Here is a 20,173-nt window from a genome sequence, read left to right as displayed (position 1 = left end):
CGTATAATTTACTATACTGAAATTACTAATTAAATTAAAGAAAAGAAAGAGTTGATATAAATGGTAAATGGTGAGGCGGAACCGTTCGTCGTAGGCAGTAAAAGCTTTACGGCAGTGGCCATTAACACAGCAGCCAAAGCCGGACAATGGATTAAGAGTAAACTGGGGGATATCAATAGCGTCGATACAAAATTCTCTTCGCAAGATTTGGTCACAGAAGTGGATAAAGGCTCAGAGAAGCTCATTCGTAATCTGATCATGACACATTTCCCCGACCACTCCATTCTAGGTGAGGAAGGTGTGGAGCCCGGCCCGGAGGCTTCAGCCAGAGCTCTTCAAGCCATGAGCGAGGAAGAATATCTCTGGATCGTAGATCCAATCGATGGAACGACCAATTTTGTTCATGGCTTTCCGTTCTTCTCCGTTTCTATTGCACTAGCACATAAGGGAGAGGTTATTGTTGGTGTGGTGTACGACCCATCACATGACGAGCTGTTCGTCGCAGAGAAAGGGAAAGGCGCTTACATGCATGGCATAAAGACGGTAGTATCGCTTGAAAATGAGCTGTCAGGCAGTCTGGTGGCTACCGGGTTTCCGGCCGATCGTAACGGGGCCTTGCCTATTAACCTCAAGGGTATTCAGGCGTTATCGCCGAAGGTGCGCAATATTCGTATGGCCGGTTCAGCTGCGCTTCACCTGGCTTATGTGGCAGCGGGACGTCTCAGCGGCTTCTGGGAGATTGGCCTGAATTCTTGGGACATAGCAGCGGGAGCATTATTGATTCAAGAGTCAGGCGGCCATGTTACGGATACGGAAGGTAAACCGTACAACTTGGCTGTTCGTAATGTACTGGCAACCAATGGACAGATCCATGATGAACTACAGCAAGAGCTGGCAAGAGCGGAAGCGACAGGTTTCTAGCATAGGGATATAGAGGAGGAGTCACTTAGGTGGCTCTTTTTTTTAGAATAAATTTAATGAAACATAATTTTTCTCAGTGGCGTATATGCTTATTTGTTGCAAATAGGAGACTGTGTCCAGTGTTTAAATGGAAATCCTCCTGCTAAAGAAATTATCGGGAAAATCTCCAATTATTAGGTTGATAGGCGATCAGATGAAAATATTAACAGGATTATTTCCATCTAATGAGTTTAGACAGAGGAACCTGAGGCAGAGCCTTGGTTTTTCTAACTAGCGCTGGAGAGAAAAGCTTGTAAGTTGATTCTAATCTCTAAATCTGGTGTAAACGGTTAATATGCACTATAATGTGAGATATATTAGTTATTTAAACGTTTCAATTAATAGGATGCGCGCTCGCGTAATCGGGAAATGGATGGAGAGTTTCTATGACGACGAATACACAATCTCAACCGATAACTGGCCCGGAAATCGTCACTTTTGGAGAAACCATGGCGCTGCTTATGCCATCAGGAGGAAAGGGTTTGGAATACTCTTCTGAGCTTCACAGCTTGTTTGGCGGTGCGGAAAGTAATGTAGCGATTGGCATCTCCCGGCTTGGGGGTAAGGTGGGCTGGTTTGGACGATTAGGCAAGGATCCATTAGGACGTATGATTTTCAAAAAAATTCGTGGCGAAGGTGTCGATGTTTCCCGTGCTGAACTGACAGCGGAAGCACCTACTGGGCTTATGATGCGCGAAGTACTCATGGGTAAAACCTCGGTGTATTACTATCGCAAACATTCAGCAGCTAGTCAAATGAACGCGAAGCATTTGGATGAGGCTTATATCGCTCATGCCAAGATTTTGCATGTTACAGGCATCACTCCAGCCTTGAGCGAGTCTTGTAAAGAGGCTGCGTTCGAAGCTATTCGAATTGCTCGTAAGCATGGCGTCAAGGTTAGTTTTGATCCCAATTTACGTTTGAAGCTCTGGAGTATTGAAGACGCGCGTCCCGTGCTGCTCGAGCTTGCTAAGATATCTGATATTTTCTTACCAGGTCTAGATGAATTGAAGCTGCTTTACCAGACAGAAGACTGGGATGTGATCGTGAACAAGCTGCGCGAATTATCTGCTGTATCCATAGTCAAAGGTGGAGAAAGGGAGACGTACGTCGTAACTCCTGACACGATTACAGCTGTTCCTTATTTCAAAGCGGAGCATGTGGTCGATACGGTTGGAGCGGGTGATGGCTTTTGTGCGGGCTTTTTGGTTGGCTTGTTAAAAGAGTACGATTATGCGGAAGCTGTGCGAATCGGAAATCTCGTAGGCTCCTTGATCGTTCAGACAGAAGGTGACTGGGAAGGTGCTCCAACTTGGGAAGAAGTGGAAGCGATTCTTAACGATGTTAAACATATTGAACGTTAAATGCTTGAAATAGAAGGGAAGATTTCGGTGAAAAAAATTAAACTTGTTCAGCAAATATCAAGTGAAGGCGTTGTTGCCGTTCTGCGCGGCGATACGCCAGAAGAGGTCGTCGAAATGGCCGATCAAGCCATTGCTGGCGGTATTAAGGTCATTGAAGTCACAATGACCGTACCTTTCGCGCTGCGTGCAATCGAGGAGCTAGCGAAGCGCTACTCGAGCACAGCGCAGGACGCGGCTAAATACGCGATCATCGGGGTGGGCACAGCCCTAGACCCCGAGACGGCTCGTGCCGCGATCCTGAGTGGGGCCGAGTTCGTCGTCGGCCCATCGCTTAACCCGAACACGGTTGCCCTCTGCAACCGTTACCGTGTGCCCGTCATGCCGGGCTGCATGACGATTCAGGAAATCCAGACGGCGCTAGAGCTCGGCGTCGATATTGTGAAGCTGTTCCCGGGCAATCTCTACTCGCCCGCGATGATTAAGGCCATTAAAGGTCCGCTTCCGCAAGCGAACATTATGCCAACCGGAGGCGTTTCGCTGAGCAACCTTGGCGAATGGATTCAGGCCGGCGCTGTTGCCGTCGGCATTGGTTCCGATTTGACCAGCGAGGCCGTCAAAACAGGCAATTACAGCCTTGTTGCCAAGAAGGCGGCTCAATATATCGAGGCTTATCAAGCGGCCAAGAAGTAGGAAATACGCACGCTCCGTCGAAAGTATGACGGAGCGTATTTTTTTGAAGTTGGATAGTAGTCTGACGATGAAAGGAAAGAAAACGATGGATCATGGGAAAGCGAAGCTGCTGCTGCAGGTTGATAATCTTCAGGCATCGATGTCCTTTTATACGAAGCAGTTGGGTTGGGAATTAGTGGAGACTGAAGCTTCTGGCCATGCGGCGCTGCTGCGAATTTTGATCAACTATGAAGTTGTTTTAATACAAAGAGATCAGCTTATCAAGCAGGAGCCTGAATGGCAGGCGTCTCACCTATCTCACTGGTTGCAACCTAAGCCTGCCTGCCCACAGATCGGAGATCTCGTATATATAGGTGTTACCTCTGTGAACGAAGTGGAAAAAAGCTTGCAAAAAAACGGATGCAGCGGGCTGCGAAAAGAAGAAGAAACGGGGCATATTCGTAAGATTTTTGTTCCTACCATAGATGGGTACACTTTCGTTTATTGGGAGGAGTTATTAGCATCGAATGATGAGATTGTAGAGATGTACGCAGACGGAGCAGACGAGTTGGAATGCGCCTTAGATGGCTTATCAGATGAGCAGCTCAATTTAACGGAAGCGCCGGGTAAATGGTCGATTCGCGAACAAGTGCTTCATCTGATTGATTTAGAACTCGTCACGATTCACAAAGTGAAATTCGCACTAGCGGAGCCGGGGCGTTCGTACCAGGGCAATAGCTTCTCACAGGATGATTGGAGCGTTGGGCTGCATTATCAGAGCAGGCCGATCAAAAATGAAGTGCAGCTGTTTCGTGCCTTAAGGCAGCATATACTTGGAATGTGTGAACATTTGCCTGATGCGCTTGGACGGACAGTAATAACAAAGGATCGCGAAGAGTCCGTTGCGAAACTGCTTAAAATGATGGCAGGCCATGCAAAACATCATATAAGGACCGTGGAGCGGATTCGGGAGCAAAATGGATGTTGATGCAGAAAAACCCAGGTCAAAAAATGACCTGGGTTTATTGTTGATTTTAGGCAAGGAAATCAAATCGCATTTTACATGTTAGGAAAAGAGGCGTTGTTATGAATCTAACTGAGCAGGACTGGACAGCAGAGGAGCAGAGAGTTCAAGAAGTAGCAGCAAAGATGTATACAAAAATAATTGAGCTGGAAGATCAGGTTGGCCAGGTTCATTCGGACGTTGTTGAAATTCGCAAGCATTATTGGGATGAAGTGACGCGGGTGATCAAGACCGGCGATCGCGGATCGCTGCATAGCCTGCTGGCAGCCGAGGTTACTCGGCTGCTCGGCGAAGGCTATGCCTCCATCGCGATCATTGCGAGAACCGCGAGCGAGAGCAAGCTCGCGCATCAAGCCCTGGAGCCCAGCTGCAAGTGCCACTGGGATTCATCACTAAACACAGCCCGACCTTCTAGCCGGGCGTGCTCATCATCCCTTCGTATCTCGCGAAGGGAGTGGAGTTCGACGCCGTACTTATCTATGACGGTTCCCATCATCAGTACGGGCATGAAAATGACCGCAAGCTGTTCTACACCGCTTGCACAAGGGCTATGCATGAGCTATGTATTTTCACGCTAGGGGACTCATGTCGGTTCATTATGAATCAACCGCCTAGCACTTACATTTACACAGATGGTGTATAGCGAGAGAGATAATGTTACCGCATTCTCAACATCAAAGAACCCGACAACCCGGTTTCAGCAGAAACGGGATCGTCGGGTTGCTTTGTGTTGGTCCCTCTTTCGACGTTGGAGGGGATTTACTTAGTTACTTCTTTTGGTCCGCGTCGTACTCACTGGCGAATTCCTCCAGAGCCTTCACCTTACCATGCGGATGTTGAGCTTGTTTGCGGCTTTTCCATGCAGCTTCATCGCGGCGTTTCGAGTGGCTCATAGCAAAAAACCTCCTATGGTATGCGGATGGGTGTTGCACTTATAAAATGTGAAGAGTACGCGTATTTTATGCAGCGACGGTACAATTTTCTCGCTAAACAAAAAAGCTCCACAAGACCAGCAAAGGTCCTGTAGAGGCTTTTTTTGTTATCTATTCCGTTGCAACCGATTGGTCAGCTTGCATGTTAACTGGAGAGATACGGATGAAGTTAGCTTCAAGATTGCTTAGCAAACCATCGATTTTCGCTGCTGCATCGGATTGACCGGACTTAGCAAGCTCAGCGTGGTAAGCTGTGAGCAACTCAGTAAGATCTTTTTTGCTTTGTACGCCAATTGTCTCGAGTTTAACTTTCGCGCCTTTGGCAATACGTCGTTCGATCGCTGCTTGATCTAGACCCATTTCTGGTACGAGACGTTGGTAAATCACGCCGCCTGTCATACCAGCGCAAATCCATGGACCTGGATCGCCCATAACAACGGCACGGCCGTTTGTCATGTACTCGAACGCGAAGCCTTTGAGGTTCGCACGAGCAGCAAGTCCGCCAAGCTCATCTCGTAGAGGAGTCGTGATTTCGCCACCGAACACAACGTCAGCCCCTGAGAAACGGATACATGCACGTGTATCTGCACTGCCTTGAATCAAGAACAAGCCTTTTTGTGCGCCGTAACCAAACGATTTACCAACGCTGCCGTTAATGAACGTATTGTTTTTGCCAAGGGATTTAATAATTGCCACTTTACCGCCGAAGGCCATTTTACCAAGACCATCCTCAGCACCACCATGAACGGTAATGTCTACGCCACGAGCATTGAATGCGGCAAGACCGTTACCTGGAACGGAACCATCCGTCAAGTTCAGCGAGATTGCTGGTAATTCATCATAACTGCCGTCGAAACGATCTCTTACGCGATGGCTGGAGTAACGAGCTCCGAGAATTCGGGACTCGGCATCCACTTTGGACCAGTTGCGTACGATTGGAGCATCCATCGCCAGGGATTCTGGGAAGAATTCTTGGCCTTCTGCGCCAGCGGCAATGCGGATATCGGACGATACAGCAACTTCTTCCATGGCTCTTTCAGCAGCGGAGATGAACTGCAGTGGAGCTGGACGAAGGATATCGGACAGATCAATACGATCTACGTGGCTAATTTGTTCCAATAGATCGGAACGGCCAACGAGTTCTTGCAGGCTTTTGAAACCAAGGGATGCTACGACTTCACGTACTTCTTCACCCATCGAACCAAACAAACGAACCAAGCTATCCACAGCTAGATCAAGTTGACGAGGCACAAAACGGCGAAGACCTTTCTCTTCTGCTTCTTCCATGGAATCAATTTGTGTAGCGATACCAACGTGACAAGTGTCTAAGTGACAGCCACGGCAAGTTGTACAGCCGATTGATTGCATTGCGATACTACCGAATCCTGCACGGTTCGCACCGAGCATAACCATTTTAACAACGTCAGCTCCGGATTTCAGACCGCCATCAGACCACAGCTCAACGCGGTGACGAAGACCAGCTTCAATCAGAGCAACGTGAGCAAGCTTCGTACCGATCTCCGTCGGAAGACCAACGTGAGTCAAGGAGTGAATACGAGCCGCACCTGTACCGCCGTCAAAACCGGAAAGAGTAATAACGTCAGCGCCTGCTTTAGCAACACCCACTGCAATGGTCCCGATACCTGGAACAACGGGGATTTTAACGATAATTTTCGCCTTACGTCCGCTTCCTTCTTTGAGCTCGGAAATGATTTGCGCCAAATCCTCGATCGAGTAAATATCATGGTTGTTGGAAGGAGAGATCAGGTCTGAACCAATGGTTGCGTTACGAGCAGCAGCGATTTTAGCTGTTACTTTGGATCCTGGTAAATGACCGCCTTCACCCGGTTTGGCTCCTTGACCGATTTTGATTTCAAGGAAAGCAACGGCGTTAGCTAGTTCTACGTTAACACCGAAACGTCCGGATGCCACTTGCGCACCACGCGTTTTTTTGTAACGGCCGAGCATATCTTTAATCTCTCCGCCTTCGCCGTTCATGGTTACCATGTTCAGGCGTTCGCCGGCTTCAGCGTAAGCACGGAAAGCAGTTTCGTTCTGTGAACCGAATGACATGGAGGAAATCAACATCGGCAAGGAATGACCGCCAATAGAAATATCGACTTGTGACGGATCGAGTGGCTTACGGCCTTCGCTCAGTGCTTTCTGGGTGTTGAAACCAGCAATGTGGCGAATGGAAATCGGGTTCTTTATCTCTTCTTCACGCAGCTTGTCGCGGTAGTCGCTATAAGGAGCGGCACCTGAAGCGGCATCGCCTAATGCTTTCCACATACGTTGGAAGAAACGGAAGTTTTTCGCCGCTTTTGCCTTCGGATTGCTGAAATCGTTGTAACGAGCTTCACTATCCGCTTCGAGCTGGGCAAAGCCAGTTCCGGCTTTTTTACTACCGAGGTAGTTCACGATATCCAGCACCTCAGCAACTTCGGGGTGAAAGCCGATAGAGGAGAAGAACCGTGTATAACCGCGTAGCTCATGAGTACCGATCGTGGAGATTACTTTCTCCAGACCTTTGGTTAGTGCTGTATACACTTTGCGTGCTGCAGCTGCGTTGCCTTCTTTATCGGAAGCCGTAGAGAACAAGAGGTAAGGTGAAATAACGTCGGCACCAAGACCACAAGCTACAGCGATATCATGCAAGCTGCGAATCGCAGCGGAACGCAGGATCAAAGTAACATGGCGGCGCAGGTTATCGCCGAAACCGAGTTTCTCCGCACGAAGTGCGATATCTATTTTGGAAACAGCGAGATGCGGCTCAAGCCACAAACGGTCATTTTGATGAGCGTCAGCATCGTCGAGAACGATGAGTGCAGCACCGGCACGAGCAGCAGCGATAGCGTCAGCAGCTAACTTTTCCAAGCCATCACTCAGAGAAGTTCCTCTGGCGAAAGTAGTGGAAAGTTCAGCTACAGCATTATCTCCTTGGGCACGGAACAGGGCTAGCAATTGCTCATAAGAAGGTTGGGACAGATGCTCTTCGCTATCTACGCCATTCGTACCTTCGAGTACAAGTGGAGCCAGAAGCTCAAGTCTCAGGTTTCCATCAACCTGGGCATAAACTGGTGTACGAGAACCGGCAATGACACGTGTGGAAAAATGCTCCATTTCGCGGTCGCGGTCGATCGCTGGATTCGTTACAACAGCTACGCTTTCTTTAATGAAGTCAGGCACGTTCTGGCGTTCCCAAGCAAGTGCTGCGTGAGGTGAATCATGACCTAGTGAGCGGATGGGTTCAGCACCTGTTTCGGACATCGTTTCGATGTGTTGAATACCGTCACGATCCCAACCAAAGGCACTGTACAATTGATCAGTCGCTATCATGTTTTCATTGAGCTCAGCTTGTGTTTCTGTCTTGACAGGATTCAGATATTTCCGAAGACCGCTAATATTCAGACGTTTGCTTGCGCGCTCGTACACTAAACCTTGTACTTCATGGTAAGGAATCACTTGAATGTGTTCGCCTGGTGTGAGTACAACGCCGACTTTTTCACCTGGTGCGATAGGTTTCGGATCAGCCACCATTTCGCCAACCATAATAACACCTTGCTCCGAAGAGAAGTAAAGGGATGTATCACTTTCAACCATCCACACTGGACGAAGACCAAGTGCATCCACGCTAAAAATACATTCGTTGCCGTAACGGGAAACGATACCCGCAGGACCTTGTGCAAAATGACCCCATACTTGACGGTAGTACACATATAAATCTTGAAGTTCCGGACGGAACTGTTTCATTTCATTAATAATAGGAGGGAACACCATTTCCATTGCTTCAAAAAGGGAAAGTCCAAAACGGTGAATGAACGTTTCAATCGTTCTGTTCATGTCTTGGGAGTCAGAACCGCCGCTAACGAGTGGAACACCAACCATGTCTGCTTCAATACGAAGTTTCTTAACCGTGTTAATTTCACCATTGTGCCCGAGCAGGGAGAACGGTTGAACGCGGAAGAAGCTGGACAATGTGTTCGTCGAATAACGGTTATGACCGATTGTAACCTGAGAAGCAAATAAGGGGTCACGTGTATCGTTAAAGTATCTAGGAAGAATGCTTGCTGCTCCTAATACTTTGTAGGCAGATGTAACATTGCTAAGGGTTGCAACGTGAACGTTGTAACGATCTTCAATAGTGATATGGAGTTCAAAAAGGTGATCGGCCACTTGACCTTCAGTCTTGTTGCTAATCGCTGCGATTTGCCAGAATGTAGGCTCGTCGTTCAAACCATTAGCACCTAGAACGCTGCTATCGACTTGATTCTCTTGCTCGAGAATGATGGATACATCATGGGAAGCAAAGAGCTCACGGATGCCATTTTGCATTTCGGTAACGGTCAGGTCAAGATTGCGCGGAACAAAGATATGTCCAACAGAAAAACGGTTATCATAGGCAAGTTTGCCGTCAAGGCCCGCATCTGTTAATTTCTTTTCCCAAAGAGCACGTGGAATGTCCGTTAAAATACCGCAACCGTCGCCTTCACCGTTGATAAAACCCGAACGATGTTCCATTTTTACAAGGGCATCAATCGTCTTTTGGATATTATCACGGGAAGGATGACCATTCTTTTCAATAATACAAATAATACCGCAGCTGTCGTGTTCGGTTCCTAGTAGATCTTGAAAACGGCCTTCATTACGCATCAATTCATTCATTGCTCTGGTCAGTCGCCTGACCGTCACCTCCCATACATATTTAAACTCCTCTTGCACTACGTTTCTTGCATTCAGGCCAATTGAGCCCGCAACCCCAAGCATTTTCAATGAATCACCACAAAGTGGTCAAAAACGAAACATGCAAGAATATGAATAAAAATGCAATTTAACTGAATAGTTCGCCAATTTCAAAGAAATAAATCCCCTGACATAAGGCTCTAATCGCCCCGTATTAAAGTAAGGCATTACGCACAAAAATCAATAAATAATTTGTAAATCGTGCCCTAACTTTCTAGGAAAATACTGTGAAAACTAGCCATTTCGGGAAAAGGGTAAAAGTAATCTTAGAATAGCATGAAAAAGTTGATCCGACAATAGTTGCAGAACGAAAACACGAATGTAAGCGTTACCTTTTCTGCATAATGGTGAATAAAACCAGTTTATTCCTGGCTTGGGGTACCCGTAAAATACGAACGAACTATGATCCTGACAGGATCATAGTTCGTTTCTGGGACATGTTTGGTGATGGGGGCAATGGGGGAATTAGCGTGATTAGCTGTACTTTTTGCACGATTGACTGATTGGCTGCATGAACGATCAATGCAAAGGGCTAGCTACTCCAAGTTATCTTAACGTACACCCATACAAGTAATGGGTAATAATGCAGCATTAAGACGGCATAACCAGACTCATAAAAAATGAGATGCAAAAAGTACAGTAGATTACTGAGTATTTACGATTTTGAGGTGTAATCATGCATTTAGTACATCAAATTATCGCGTTTTAGCCCAAAAGTGAGGGAGTTGAGAGAATTAGCTGCACTTATTGCATGATTTCACTCAAAATCATGCATTTAGTCTAAATTAGCTGCACTTTTTACATTTAAGCGACCCCTACCCCGTACCCCGTACCCCGTACCCCGTAACCACTTACATATTTTTAGCGTGTTTTCATCGTTTTGAAAGCTCGATCAACAGCATCGAGTGTTTGTGCGATGTCGTCATCGGTGTGGGCCAGCGTCATAAACCACGCCTCATATTTGGATGGAGCGAGGTTAATTCCTTGCTCCAGCATAAGTCGGAAGAAATCAGCAAAGCGTTCGCCATCGGTGTCCTGTGCTTCGTCATAATTCGTGACGGGATGGTCACAGAAGTGGGTGGAGAAGGCGCCTCCGATGCGATTAAGCGTCAAGGCGATACCATGACGGGCGGCGGATTCCGCGATGCCGCCCGCAAGTGCTGCGCCAAGCTGCTCGAGCTTGGCATAAACACCGGCCTGCTGGAGGACTTCCAAGCAGGCGATGCCGGCCGAGATGGAGGCGGGGTTCCCCGCCATCGTGCCGGCTTGATAAGCAGGTCCGAGCGGAGCGACCTGCTCCATCACGGCCTTGCGGCCCCCGTAAGCACCGATCGGCAGCCCGCCGCCGATCACTTTGCCGAGGGCCGTAAGGTCCGGTTCCACAGCGGCGAAGCGCGCCGCCGCCTCGGAAGTGCCGCCCTCCACGAGCGGGAGGCCAGGGTAGGTCTGTGCCGCTCCGAAATGGAAGCGGAATGCCGTGATGACCTCGTCGTAGATGACGAGGGCACTGTGTTTACGAGCAGCTGCGCAGAGCTGCTCGAGGTAGCCGGCATGGGGCATGACCATGCCGAAGTTGCCGACGATGGGCTCCACCATTACCGCGGCAATTTCTTCACTGAAGCGTGCAAGCGCGGCCTCAAGTGCCGGAATGTCGTTGAACGGCACCGTAATGACCTCTTGCGCGATGCTCGCTGGTACGCCGGCGCTATCCGGCGTGCCAAGCGTGGACGGCCCGGAACCGGCCGCCACCAGCACAAGATCCGAGTGGCCGTGGTAGCACCCGGCAAACTTAATGATCTTTGTGCGCTTCGTGTAAGCGCGCGCCACGCGAATCGTCGTCATCACGGCCTCTGTGCCGGAGTTGACGAAGCGTACTTTGTCGAGCGATGGGATCGCCGACTTCAGCATCTTGGCGAACTCGATCTCGAGTTCGGTCGGGGTGCCGTACAGTGTGCCGTTCTGTGCGGCGCGGCAAATCGCTTCGGTCACATGCGGATGCGCGTGACCGGTAATGATAGGGCCATAGGCGGCGAGGTAATCGATGAAGCGATTGCCGTCAACATCCCAGAAGTGTGCGCCCTGCGCACGCTGCATGAAGACTGGCGCGCCGCCGCCGACGGCTTTGAATGAGCGGGAGGGAGAGTTGACCCCGCCCACGATGTGTTTCAGTGCTTCTTGATATAACTGCTCGGAGTTTTTGCGTTCCATAAGAAAAATCATTCCTTTATCCTATTATGTACTTAATGATCTTACAAAAAGCCTCTACCTAAAGGGCGTAAGCCCGATCAAGTAGAGGCTGTGATCTTAAATTCAACCTGATTATCACAAGACTCCTTCACTTCATCGTCTTGACTGAAGACTTCGGTGTAGAAGAAGGCGATGGCTTCATAGGACCAGAGTCCGCCTCGGCCTTTCCTGCAAATAAATCCTTCACATAAAGCTGCAGCTTCTCTTTATTCGCTGTAATAACAGCTGCGCCGCGGACGTTTTTCTCAATCAGCAGGTCAGTCGGCGGCAGTTGGGAACTGACGATACCGTCAGCTTTGGCTTCATAGCCTAATGTCCCCAACTTCAGCATATCCGCCACACTAAGATTAGTATCAATGTAGGGATCCATAGCATTCAGTATTTTTGGCAGCTTAATAAGTGATGAGGTGTATTGCATTTTCTGAACGACAGCCGTCAAAAACTTTCGTTGTCTTTCTGTGCGTGAGAAGTCTGACAACGCATCATGACGGAACCGCACATACTGCAAGGCTGTTTTTCCATCGAGATGCTGCATTCCTTTTTTCAAATTAATATCATACACATGATCATCTTCAGAGTCCGAATATTTCATATCTTTTTCGACGTCGATATCAATCCCGCCAATGGCATCAATAAGTGCAATAAATCCTGTAAAGTCAGTATAAACATAATACTGAATAGGGATCCCAAGCAAATCGCTGACCGTTTTCATTGCTAAATTTGGACCGCCGGTTGTAATCGCTGAGTTGATCCGATCTTCGCCCTCGCCTGGAATTTTTACATATGTGTCTCGCAGGATAGAGAAAAGATGAGCTTTCTTCGTTACAGGATCAATGGATGCTAGCATAATACTGTCTGAACGGGGTAACTCATTCTTCTTCATACCACGCGAATCTCCACCCAACAGTAAGATATTGACGCGCTGTTTGCCTTCCCATTTGGGTGGGGTATATTTATCACCTTTTTCTTTAAAGGTTTGGGCAATCAAGGTACCGCTTCCTTGAGGTGTGTCGGATTTATGGGAGATACTATTCGCAAAATGATAAAAGGAATAAGAATAATAACCGGCCACCACCATAAGCAGTAAGCCGATCAGGAGCAAGGTTCGTTTTATGATTCTCAATGGTTCTGCGCTCCTTTCAAAAGTAGAGATAATCTGTACTTTTTTTTCTTACAGAATTCATGTATCATGAGTTTGTTGAGTATGTTTTACAATTCGTCTTTATGATCCATATTATAGATGCTGCGAAACTTCGATAGCAAGTTGCGGCGGATTTTGCCGTTATATGTAGCCGAGTCTACACAAACAGGGGGAAGTTCATGTTAGCCATAGATGTTCAACTACTGCGCAAAGAATTTCAAGTTCAGCAGAACCGCGGGGGTTTAAAGGGTGCCTTTCAAGATTTATTCCATAGAGAATATAAGCATATTACAGCTGTGAAAGACATCAGCTTTCAAATTCCTAAGGGCGAAATTTGTGGATATATCGGTGAAAATGGCGCCGGAAAGTCCACGACGATTAAGATGCTTACGGGTATTCTTGTACCTACTTCAGGACATATCAAGGTTAATGGCTTCGTTCCATTTAAAGAGCGCGAAAAATTCGTAGCTGGGATCGGCGTCGTTTTTGGTCAACGCAGTCAGCTGTGGTGGGACATCGGTGTTGTCGAATCATTTCAATTATTGAAAAAAGTGTATCGCGTTTCAGAAGCCGATTATAAAAAACGCCTCGATGAGCTCGTTGATCGCCTACAATTATCCGATCTGTTATCACGACCTGTCCGTAAGCTAAGTCTGGGGCAGCGGATGCGTTGTGAGTTAGCTGCTTCTCTCATTCATAATCCAGCCATCCTCTTCTTAGATGAGCCAACCATTGGTCTGGATATCGTCGTTAAAACCGAAATTCGCGAATTTCTCAAATCGCTCAATCAGCGTTACGAAACAACTATTTTACTTACAACGCACGATTTGCAGGATATTGAAGCACTCTGTTCGCGTGTTATTATGCTCGATGATGGCCGAATTATTTATGATGGCGGACTCGAAGAACTGAAGATTAAATGGGGTAAAGGCAAAGAAGTCGTGCTTCAGTTTGAGAATCCGGTCACACTGCCTCGTCTCCAAGAGCTTACGCGGGGCCTAGACGTTGCCTGGCAGCTTGAAAATGAGTTGTCCGCCAAAGTATTCATTCCTCACGAGCGTGCCAATGTTTCCGAGGTGCTTAGCCGCGTAGTCGGCGTGCTGCAAATCCAAGATATCAAAATCAATGAAACCAACACCGACGATATCGTACGCGAAATTTATAAAGCCGGCTCAGCCGATGTGAAACGCCCAGAGGAAGCGAAGCAGCCAGAGGGAGTCCCGACACATGCTTAGTGCTTATTTAGAAGTTATTCGCATGCGGTTTCTTATGATGCTCGCTTACCGTGTTAATTACTACAGCGGCATTTTGATCTATGCACTCAATATTGGTTCCTATTATTTTGTATATAAGGCTATTTATGGTGAGCAAGCTATAATTGGCGGTCTGACCCTGGGTCAGATGACGACTTATGTGGCTATTTCTTGGATGGGACGTGCTTTCTACTTCAATAACTTGGACCGTGAAATTGCGAATGAAATTCGTGACGGCAGCGTAGCCATCCAATTCATTCGGCCATACAACTATATCTTTGTGAAAATGATGCAGGGATTAGGAGAAGGCGTATTTCGCCTATTTCTCTTTACAACACCGGGAATGATTTTCATTTGGCTTCTCTTACCGATTCAATTCCCAACTGATCCGGGTCTTTGGGCCATCTACTTCTTGATGCTTTTTTTCAGCTTTCTAATTAATACCCAGCTTAATATTATTACGGGCTTATTCGCATTCTTCTTGGAAAATAACGAAGGTCTCATGCGCATGAAGCGTATTGCGGTTGACCTGTTCTCCGGTTTAATTATTCCGATCTCCTTTTTCCCAGGGTGGTCCAAATCGGTCTTGGAGTGGCTGCCTTTTCAAGCGATTACGTACTTGCCGAGTGCTGTTTTCACAGGAAAAATTACAGGCACTGCGATTTTTCAAAACGTTGGTGTCCAAGTGGTGTGGTTCCTGCTCTTAATTATTCCGATTTATGTCCTGTGGGTTAAATCCAAAACACGTCTATTCGTACAGGGGGGTTAGCATACGATGTTCTATATCTCCCTAGTTGTTGACTATTTGAAAAATTACATGAAAACCCGTCTCACCTACCGATCTGATTTCTGGATTGAAGTTCTCTCCGACTTGATGTTCAATGGTTTGAACTTATTCTTCATTCTTGTCGTATTTTTGCAAACGCAATCGCTCGGCGGCTGGAATCAAGAACAAATTTTGTTCATTTACGGTTATTTTATGATTCCGTACGGTATATTTATTTCCTTTTTTAATTTATGGGGCTTTAGTGAGCGTTATATTGTAAAAGGGGAAATGGACCGCATCCTGACGCGTCCTGCATACAATCTGTGGCAGTTGATGCTTGAAAATCTAGACCCGGCTTCACTGTTCAGTGCGCTGGCAGGTCTGATTGTGATGATCTACTCCTGGATAAAGCTGGGCATACCTTTTCACTGGCACGATCCGCTTATCTTCATCTTAATGGTTATTGGATCAATCCTCATTTACGCAGGGGTCTACATCTCGCTGACGTCGCTCGCCTTTTTCTCCGATGCGCCGACGGGTATCCTGCCGTTGATTTGGAACATCCAGAACTATGGAAGGTACCCGGCAACGATTTACAATAAACTATTGAGAAATATTTTGACGTGGATTCTACCTTTCGCGTTTGTCGGGTTCTACCCGGCCGCTTATTTCATCGACCCGGAGAACTGGAAGTGGTTCGCGCTGCTGACACCGGTTGTTGGTATTGCTTTCAGCATCTTTGGTATTTCGGTTTGGAATATCGGTGTGAAACGTTATCGTGGTGCAGGATCATAATTAAAATAAAATCAACCTCCAATTCCACATGTCAGTTGGGTTGGAGGTTGATTTTATTTCTGTCACAAAACACCTTCTCTTTTCGCCCTATCTATTGAAAAGAGAAAACGGAGGGTGATGGACATGAAAAATACGCTACAGCGTCCAGGCTTTAGTTTCCGACAATTTCGGTAAGTTTTTGCCGAATGGCTTCAGTTATTCTTAACGAAAATGAATCGACAAATGGGCATTGTGGCTTACAGTGGTGGTCAACCATACAATGTAAAACGTTGTTTTTATACAACAAATTCGAAAATTGGCATTAAATAATTTGCTCAACATTTTACTTGAAACACAAAAGCATAAAGATGATTTAATAAAATGGTACAGCAAAGGCAATCAATTAATCAGTATAACTTAAAGAAATAAGTAATTGTCAATAAGAATTTTTCGGGCATAATTTACTTGCGTAATGAGCAAATTGATGCTAATTTGGTAATAACAAGATTGATACAAAATGTATCAAAAAAATTATTTTGGTAGTAAGACCTGATACGATAAGTATCATGATGTTATAAGAAATGAGGAATTATATGAGAATGTCGAGAAAAGGCAGGCGTAGGCACATGTATGCAAAACGTAAAAAAGAAAAAATGATAAGAGTTAGCGTGTACGCAGTTTGCTTACTCATAGCCACCTCAAACATTCCTCTTGCAAAAGTACACTCTCAATTTGTGGATCAAACATCTTTCAAAGCAAATATTGGTGCTGCTTTCGTATTTCCATCTACAGTAACTCAAAGTGTATATTCCATAGATGCAAATCTAGCAAAATTATTAGACATTCAAGGAAAAGTTAAAACCGAAGCAACGGTAATCTACTCAGTATATGACCCTCATGCAACGGTGATTATGTCAGATCAATTGAATGGATCTCGTAGAGAAATCGAATCCATTAGACAACAATCACAAGATTTAGTAAATACACTTAGTGAAATGGTTATTAAAGCCAAGGGCTTAGATCCAAAGAATAAAGATTATGGATTTTTGTATGCAGGTTTTGAGACAGCACAGGCGAGATTAGAAGAAATATTGAAAATATCAAGTAACATTTTGAATGCACCGCCACCTTCAGTTACAGTATCAGTTTATGGACCACCGCCACCTTCAGTTACAGTATCAGTTTATGGACCAACTATTGTAAATCCATCGCAATCAATTAAGGAACCTACATCAACAATATCACCTACACCACCATACATATCACCACCTACATCACAACCTACACCATCGCCAACACCTTCTAATCCTTCAACTCAGAAACCTAAATCAACAGAAAATATGCCTGTAGAACCACTTATTTTGGATCGACCTGTAGATACTTCTACCCATTCTAATTCTTCAACTGTTACAAGTTCTGTATTCGGCAAGTTAAAGAACTAATCTAATTATTAGGGAGGATATTTAAGTGAAAATTCGCAAAGTTTTAAGTATGTTTATCTCTTTTATTATGGCAGCTGTCTTATTGATTACAATATGTGCAGTTGTTTATTCTAAAGTTTCAGGCAAGACTCCAGAATTGATGGGATACAAAGCAATGGTAGTTTTATCAGGTTCTATGGAACCTAGTATAGGCACAGGTTCTGTTCTTTTTGTTAAGCAGGTTAAAGATCCTTCTGCTCTTCAGTCTGGTGATGTTATTACATACCGTTCTGTAGAAAATCCAGATATGCTTATAACCCATCGGATAAAAGAAGTTCAAAAATTCAACGATAATGTGCAATACATTACCAAAGGTGATGCCAATAATGTAGAAGACCCCAAGCCCATACCGGCGGGCTATATTATAGGTCAATATGCAGGGTTCAACATTCCGTACTTTGGATATGTTTCCGATTTTGTGAAATCAAAAGCAGGTATCATCATCCTGTTGATTGTGCCTGGAGTCATTCTCATTTTGTGGCAAGTCATCGGAATGTGGAAGTTGATATCTAGGATGGATGAGAAACCTGACACAGATGAACAAACTGTAAAATCTTAACTTGTTTGAACTCCTTCACTGTATAAACAGGGAAGATTCAAAATAAAAAACTTTTTCTAGGAGGAAATTGGATTATGGCGACAGGATTAAAAAAGCAACTCGTATTGGCAATGGCAATCACAGCTTTGGGTGCAACTTTGGTAGCAGGTGGAACATCAGCCTTGTTTACCGCTTCAGCAAGCAACACGAACAATAGCTTTACAGCGGGCACTGTAAAAATTGCTCTCGATAAAGCGGATACTGTAGCGAAATACTTTAATGTGTCAAATATCGCTCCTGGTGATTCTGGCAGCAGTCCTGTAGTTGTTACTAACACTGGTTCTTTGGAACTTCGCTACGATATCACATCCACTGTAACTGGTGGGTTGGCGGTGGCCCAGCCTGGCGACAATCATCCATTGACCGTAAAAATTTACTCTGACGCCGCTATGACACAGGAAATCGTTGCTGGAGACAACAACCGCGTATTGGCTCCAAATGTAGGCACGGAAACTTTGTATGTTAAATGGCAATTGCCACTGGATGCAGGTAATGCATACCAAGGCCTAACTGCTACATACTCCATCGAGGTTGCAGCTGAACAAACCAAAAACAATTAATAAAAAATATTTGTCGTGATTAATTTAGATATGGGTTGTGTAGATATGCTACCCATATCTAAAGGTGACAGGAGGTAGGTACCCATCATTAAAAAGAAACTAGCAACTTTAACAGCACTAAGTTTACTAACTGTCGCTCTAGCAGCAGGTGCAGGGACATATGCCATATTCACTAGCAGTGCTCAGAATACAGGCAATTCCATCTCAGCAGGCGTAATCAATTTAACTCAAACTCGGGATATGGGTGACTCCATTCCTGGACCCATGTTTTATTCTTCAACATCTGATCCAACAGGTAAATTCCCTTATGACAAAAGCAATCCATTGCAGCCTCCTGGTGGGGAATCGATTGGTGGATGGGCACCTGGTGATGTTGTTGTTCGTGCCATGAATGTGTACAATAACGCATCCAACGCTATTGATGCAAAGGTGACGAAGGTAAAGAGTACTGTGAATGCTGCGGGCCTTCAGCCTGGAGATCCAGCATTTGAGCATTTCATAGACCATATGAAAATCAAAATCCAATATCCAGCACAAAATAAAATCATCTATGATGGGTCTTTGAGAGGTCTATTGAATGGTTATGTGAATATTCCTGCATTCGCGGTATATGCAAATGGTGGTGCAGCTAATATCACATTCACAGCACACCTAGATCTTGACGCCGGTAATATCATTCAAGGCAAAACATTTGTGTTCAATTTTGACCTCTTTGCGGAACAATTAAAAAATAATCCATAGGATTATAGTTTCATCAAATGTATTTTAGTATAAATTTTAGGAGGATAACAAATTGAAAATATTAAAAAGTAAAGTAACTTCCATGCTTCTTATTACTGCACTCGGGACATCCCTTGTAGCAGGAGGTTCAGCCGCTTTATTCACAGCTCAGGCTTCGAACACAAATAACACTTTTGCTGCCGGAACTGTAAGCATTAATGCTGGAATTGCGCCAGTTTTCTCTACAACAGATGTTGTTTTCAATAACATGGCACCTGGCGATGCTGGCATTAAAACCATTAGTGTTACAAATACTGGTTCTTTGGATGCATGGGTCCGCGTTAAACATATCTCAACATCAGGTGTTTTGTTTAGCGGTGCAACTCCACTGACACTGAACAATTTTGAAGTTTTCCAAATTCCTGCAGGCCAAAGCAAAAATTATACAATCAACTATGACTTCAAAAAGGCAGCAGATAATAGTTACCAAGGTGCAAACGGCATAGCTAATATCGAGTTTGAAGCTGTACAAGTAAAAAATAATCCTAATCCTTGGACAATTGCAAAAACCGTTCCTGGTGGATCTAACATTACTGCAGGAACAATTAACGTTACATCTAGTAGCCAAAACCTTGTATTGGATGTAACAGGCTTGTGGACACCAGAAGTTACTGCGAATTATCCTGACTTGGAAATCATAGGCCCGAGTGGGCAAACTTACGGGTATAGTGGTGGGATTCTAAATGGAAGCGGATCCCAAACAATCGCTAGTACCCCTGATTCCGGCCAGGCGTCGTATACCGGATGGGTCACAAACCCAGAACAAATGGTTTTCGAAAACCCAGCCGTCGGTACTTGGACTATCAAACTTCATAACAGCGTAGCCCAAAATACAACTGCAATTGTTAGTTCTAACCAACAAATTCAGTAATATATAAACAACC

General features: G+C 45.5%; 17 protein-coding genes. 13 read left to right on the top strand and 4 right to left on the bottom strand.

What is annotated here, in order from left to right; all coding sequences use genetic code 11:
- Nucleotides 1–60 precede the first annotated feature (60 nt).
- From BLT91_RS22630 to BLT91_RS33060, 5 genes are all read left to right on the top strand, one after another.
- Nucleotides 61–921 (top strand): inositol monophosphatase family protein, encoded by an 861-nt coding sequence (locus tag BLT91_RS22630; protein ID WP_090825182.1) that lies wholly within the window; start codon nucleotides 61–63, stop codon nucleotides 919–921.
- Between the two features lie 425 nt (nucleotides 922–1,346).
- Entirely contained in the window at nucleotides 1,347–2,324 is a 978-nt protein-coding gene (locus tag BLT91_RS22625; protein WP_090825181.1) for a sugar kinase, read from the top strand.
- 27 nt (nucleotides 2,325–2,351) lie between these two features.
- Entirely contained in the window at nucleotides 2,352–3,014 is a 663-nt protein-coding gene (locus BLT91_RS22620; protein ID WP_090825180.1) for a bifunctional 2-keto-4-hydroxyglutarate aldolase/2-keto-3-deoxy-6-phosphogluconate aldolase, read from the top strand.
- A gap of 67 nt (nucleotides 3,015–3,081) precedes the next feature.
- Nucleotides 3,082–3,981 (top strand): DinB family protein, encoded by a 900-nt coding sequence (locus BLT91_RS22615; RefSeq protein WP_217635268.1) that lies wholly within the window; start codon nucleotides 3,082–3,084, stop codon nucleotides 3,979–3,981.
- A 457-nt stretch (nucleotides 3,982–4,438) separates the two neighbouring features.
- On the top strand, nucleotides 4,439–4,660 hold the full coding sequence (locus tag BLT91_RS33060; RefSeq protein ID WP_090825177.1) for an ATP-binding domain-containing protein: 222 nt from the start codon (nucleotides 4,439–4,441) through the stop codon (nucleotides 4,658–4,660).
- A 124-nt stretch (nucleotides 4,661–4,784) separates the two neighbouring features.
- Here BLT91_RS33060 and BLT91_RS33055 read toward each other — a convergent pair whose 3' ends face one another.
- From BLT91_RS33055 to BLT91_RS22590, 4 genes are all read right to left on the bottom strand, one after another.
- Nucleotides 4,785–4,910, bottom strand: a complete 126-nt coding sequence (locus BLT91_RS33055) for a DUF6254 family protein (RefSeq protein ID WP_254777080.1) — start codon at nucleotides 4,908–4,910, stop codon at nucleotides 4,785–4,787.
- A 150-nt stretch (nucleotides 4,911–5,060) separates the two neighbouring features.
- Complete coding sequence (locus BLT91_RS22600) at nucleotides 5,061–9,611, bottom strand: glutamate synthase-related protein (protein ID WP_254777079.1); 4,551 nt, start codon at nucleotides 9,609–9,611, stop codon at nucleotides 5,061–5,063.
- 939 nt (nucleotides 9,612–10,550) lie between these two features.
- The gene (locus tag BLT91_RS22595) at nucleotides 10,551–11,897 is read right to left on the bottom strand and encodes a glutamate-1-semialdehyde 2,1-aminomutase (RefSeq protein WP_090825309.1); all 1,347 of its coding nucleotides are present in this window, start codon (nucleotides 11,895–11,897) and stop codon (nucleotides 10,551–10,553) included.
- A 127-nt stretch (nucleotides 11,898–12,024) separates the two neighbouring features.
- Nucleotides 12,025–13,014, bottom strand: a complete 990-nt coding sequence (locus tag BLT91_RS22590; protein ID WP_090825307.1) for an LCP family protein — start codon at nucleotides 13,012–13,014, stop codon at nucleotides 12,025–12,027.
- Nucleotides 13,015–13,256: 242 nt separating this feature from the next.
- Here BLT91_RS22590 and BLT91_RS22585 point away from each other — a divergent pair, with 242 nt between their 5' ends.
- From BLT91_RS22585 to BLT91_RS22550, 8 genes are all read left to right on the top strand, one after another.
- A complete protein-coding gene (locus tag BLT91_RS22585; RefSeq protein ID WP_090825175.1) occupies nucleotides 13,257–14,312 on the top strand; it encodes an ABC transporter ATP-binding protein in 1,056 nt (351 codons plus the stop codon).
- A complete protein-coding gene (locus tag BLT91_RS22580; RefSeq protein ID WP_090825173.1) occupies nucleotides 14,305–15,099 on the top strand; it encodes an ABC transporter permease in 795 nt (264 codons plus the stop codon). The genes BLT91_RS22585 and BLT91_RS22580 overlap by 8 nt, the downstream gene beginning before the upstream one ends.
- A gap of 6 nt (nucleotides 15,100–15,105) precedes the next feature.
- Nucleotides 15,106–15,891, top strand: coding sequence for an ABC transporter permease (locus BLT91_RS22575; RefSeq protein ID WP_090825170.1), 786 nt, complete (start codon nucleotides 15,106–15,108; stop codon nucleotides 15,889–15,891).
- Nucleotides 15,892–16,496: 605 nt separating this feature from the next.
- Nucleotides 16,497–17,312, top strand: coding sequence for a hypothetical protein (locus tag BLT91_RS22570; protein WP_090825167.1), 816 nt, complete (start codon nucleotides 16,497–16,499; stop codon nucleotides 17,310–17,312).
- A gap of 25 nt (nucleotides 17,313–17,337) precedes the next feature.
- Nucleotides 17,338–17,910 carry a signal peptidase I SipW gene (sipW, locus tag BLT91_RS22565; RefSeq protein WP_090825166.1) on the top strand — a complete coding sequence of 191 codons (573 nt, stop codon included), beginning with the start codon at nucleotides 17,338–17,340 and terminating at the stop codon, nucleotides 17,908–17,910.
- Between the two features lie 74 nt (nucleotides 17,911–17,984).
- Nucleotides 17,985–18,509 carry a TasA family protein gene (locus BLT91_RS22560; protein ID WP_090825164.1) on the top strand — a complete coding sequence of 175 codons (525 nt, stop codon included), beginning with the start codon at nucleotides 17,985–17,987 and terminating at the stop codon, nucleotides 18,507–18,509.
- A 240-nt stretch (nucleotides 18,510–18,749) separates the two neighbouring features.
- Nucleotides 18,750–19,250, top strand: a complete 501-nt coding sequence (locus BLT91_RS22555; RefSeq protein WP_090825162.1) for a hypothetical protein — start codon at nucleotides 18,750–18,752, stop codon at nucleotides 19,248–19,250.
- A gap of 52 nt (nucleotides 19,251–19,302) precedes the next feature.
- Complete coding sequence (locus tag BLT91_RS22550; protein ID WP_090825159.1) at nucleotides 19,303–20,160, top strand: TasA family protein; 858 nt, start codon at nucleotides 19,303–19,305, stop codon at nucleotides 20,158–20,160.
- Nucleotides 20,161–20,173: the final 13 nt, after the last annotated feature.

The sequence above is a fragment of the Paenibacillus sp. yr247 genome (assembly GCF_900103825.1).
In the GTDB taxonomy this organism is placed as follows: Bacteria; Bacillota; Bacilli; order Paenibacillales; family NBRC-103111; genus Paenibacillus_E.
The sequence above is the reverse complement of the archived record's forward strand: the minus strand, read 5'-3'. Positions and strand labels throughout refer to the sequence as shown.

Excerpts from the sequence above, each read along its gene's own strand:
- BLT91_RS22580 (WP_090825173.1), top strand. The coding sequence starts at position 14,305 with ATGCTTAGTGCTTATTTAGAAGTTATTCGCATGCGGTTTCTTATGATG.
- BLT91_RS22575 (WP_090825170.1), top strand. The coding sequence starts at position 15,106 with ATGTTCTATATCTCCCTAGTTGTTGACTATTTGAAAAATTACATGAAA.
- BLT91_RS22590 (WP_090825307.1), bottom strand. The coding sequence starts at position 13,014 with ATGGTGGTGGCCGGTTATTATTCTTATTCCTTTTATCATTTTGCGAAT.
- BLT91_RS22560 (WP_090825164.1), top strand. The coding sequence starts at position 17,985 with ATGGCGACAGGATTAAAAAAGCAACTCGTATTGGCAATGGCAATCACA.
- BLT91_RS22615 (WP_217635268.1), top strand. The coding sequence starts at position 3,082 with ATGAAAGGAAAGAAAACGATGGATCATGGGAAAGCGAAGCTGCTGCTG.
- BLT91_RS22595 (WP_090825309.1), bottom strand. The coding sequence starts at position 11,897 with ATGGAACGCAAAAACTCCGAGCAGTTATATCAAGAAGCACTGAAACAC.
- BLT91_RS22600 (WP_254777079.1), bottom strand. The coding sequence starts at position 9,611 with ATGAATGAATTGATGCGTAATGAAGGCCGTTTTCAAGATCTACTAGGA.
- BLT91_RS33055 (WP_254777080.1), bottom strand. The coding sequence starts at position 4,910 with ATGAGCCACTCGAAACGCCGCGATGAAGCTGCATGGAAAAGCCGCAAA.
- BLT91_RS22555 (WP_090825162.1), top strand. The coding sequence starts at position 18,750 with ATGGGTGACTCCATTCCTGGACCCATGTTTTATTCTTCAACATCTGAT.
- BLT91_RS22585 (WP_090825175.1), top strand. The coding sequence starts at position 13,257 with ATGTTAGCCATAGATGTTCAACTACTGCGCAAAGAATTTCAAGTTCAG.
- BLT91_RS22570 (WP_090825167.1), top strand. The coding sequence starts at position 16,497 with ATGTATGCAAAACGTAAAAAAGAAAAAATGATAAGAGTTAGCGTGTAC.
- BLT91_RS22630 (WP_090825182.1), top strand. The coding sequence starts at position 61 with ATGGTAAATGGTGAGGCGGAACCGTTCGTCGTAGGCAGTAAAAGCTTT.
- BLT91_RS22625 (WP_090825181.1), top strand. The coding sequence starts at position 1,347 with ATGACGACGAATACACAATCTCAACCGATAACTGGCCCGGAAATCGTC.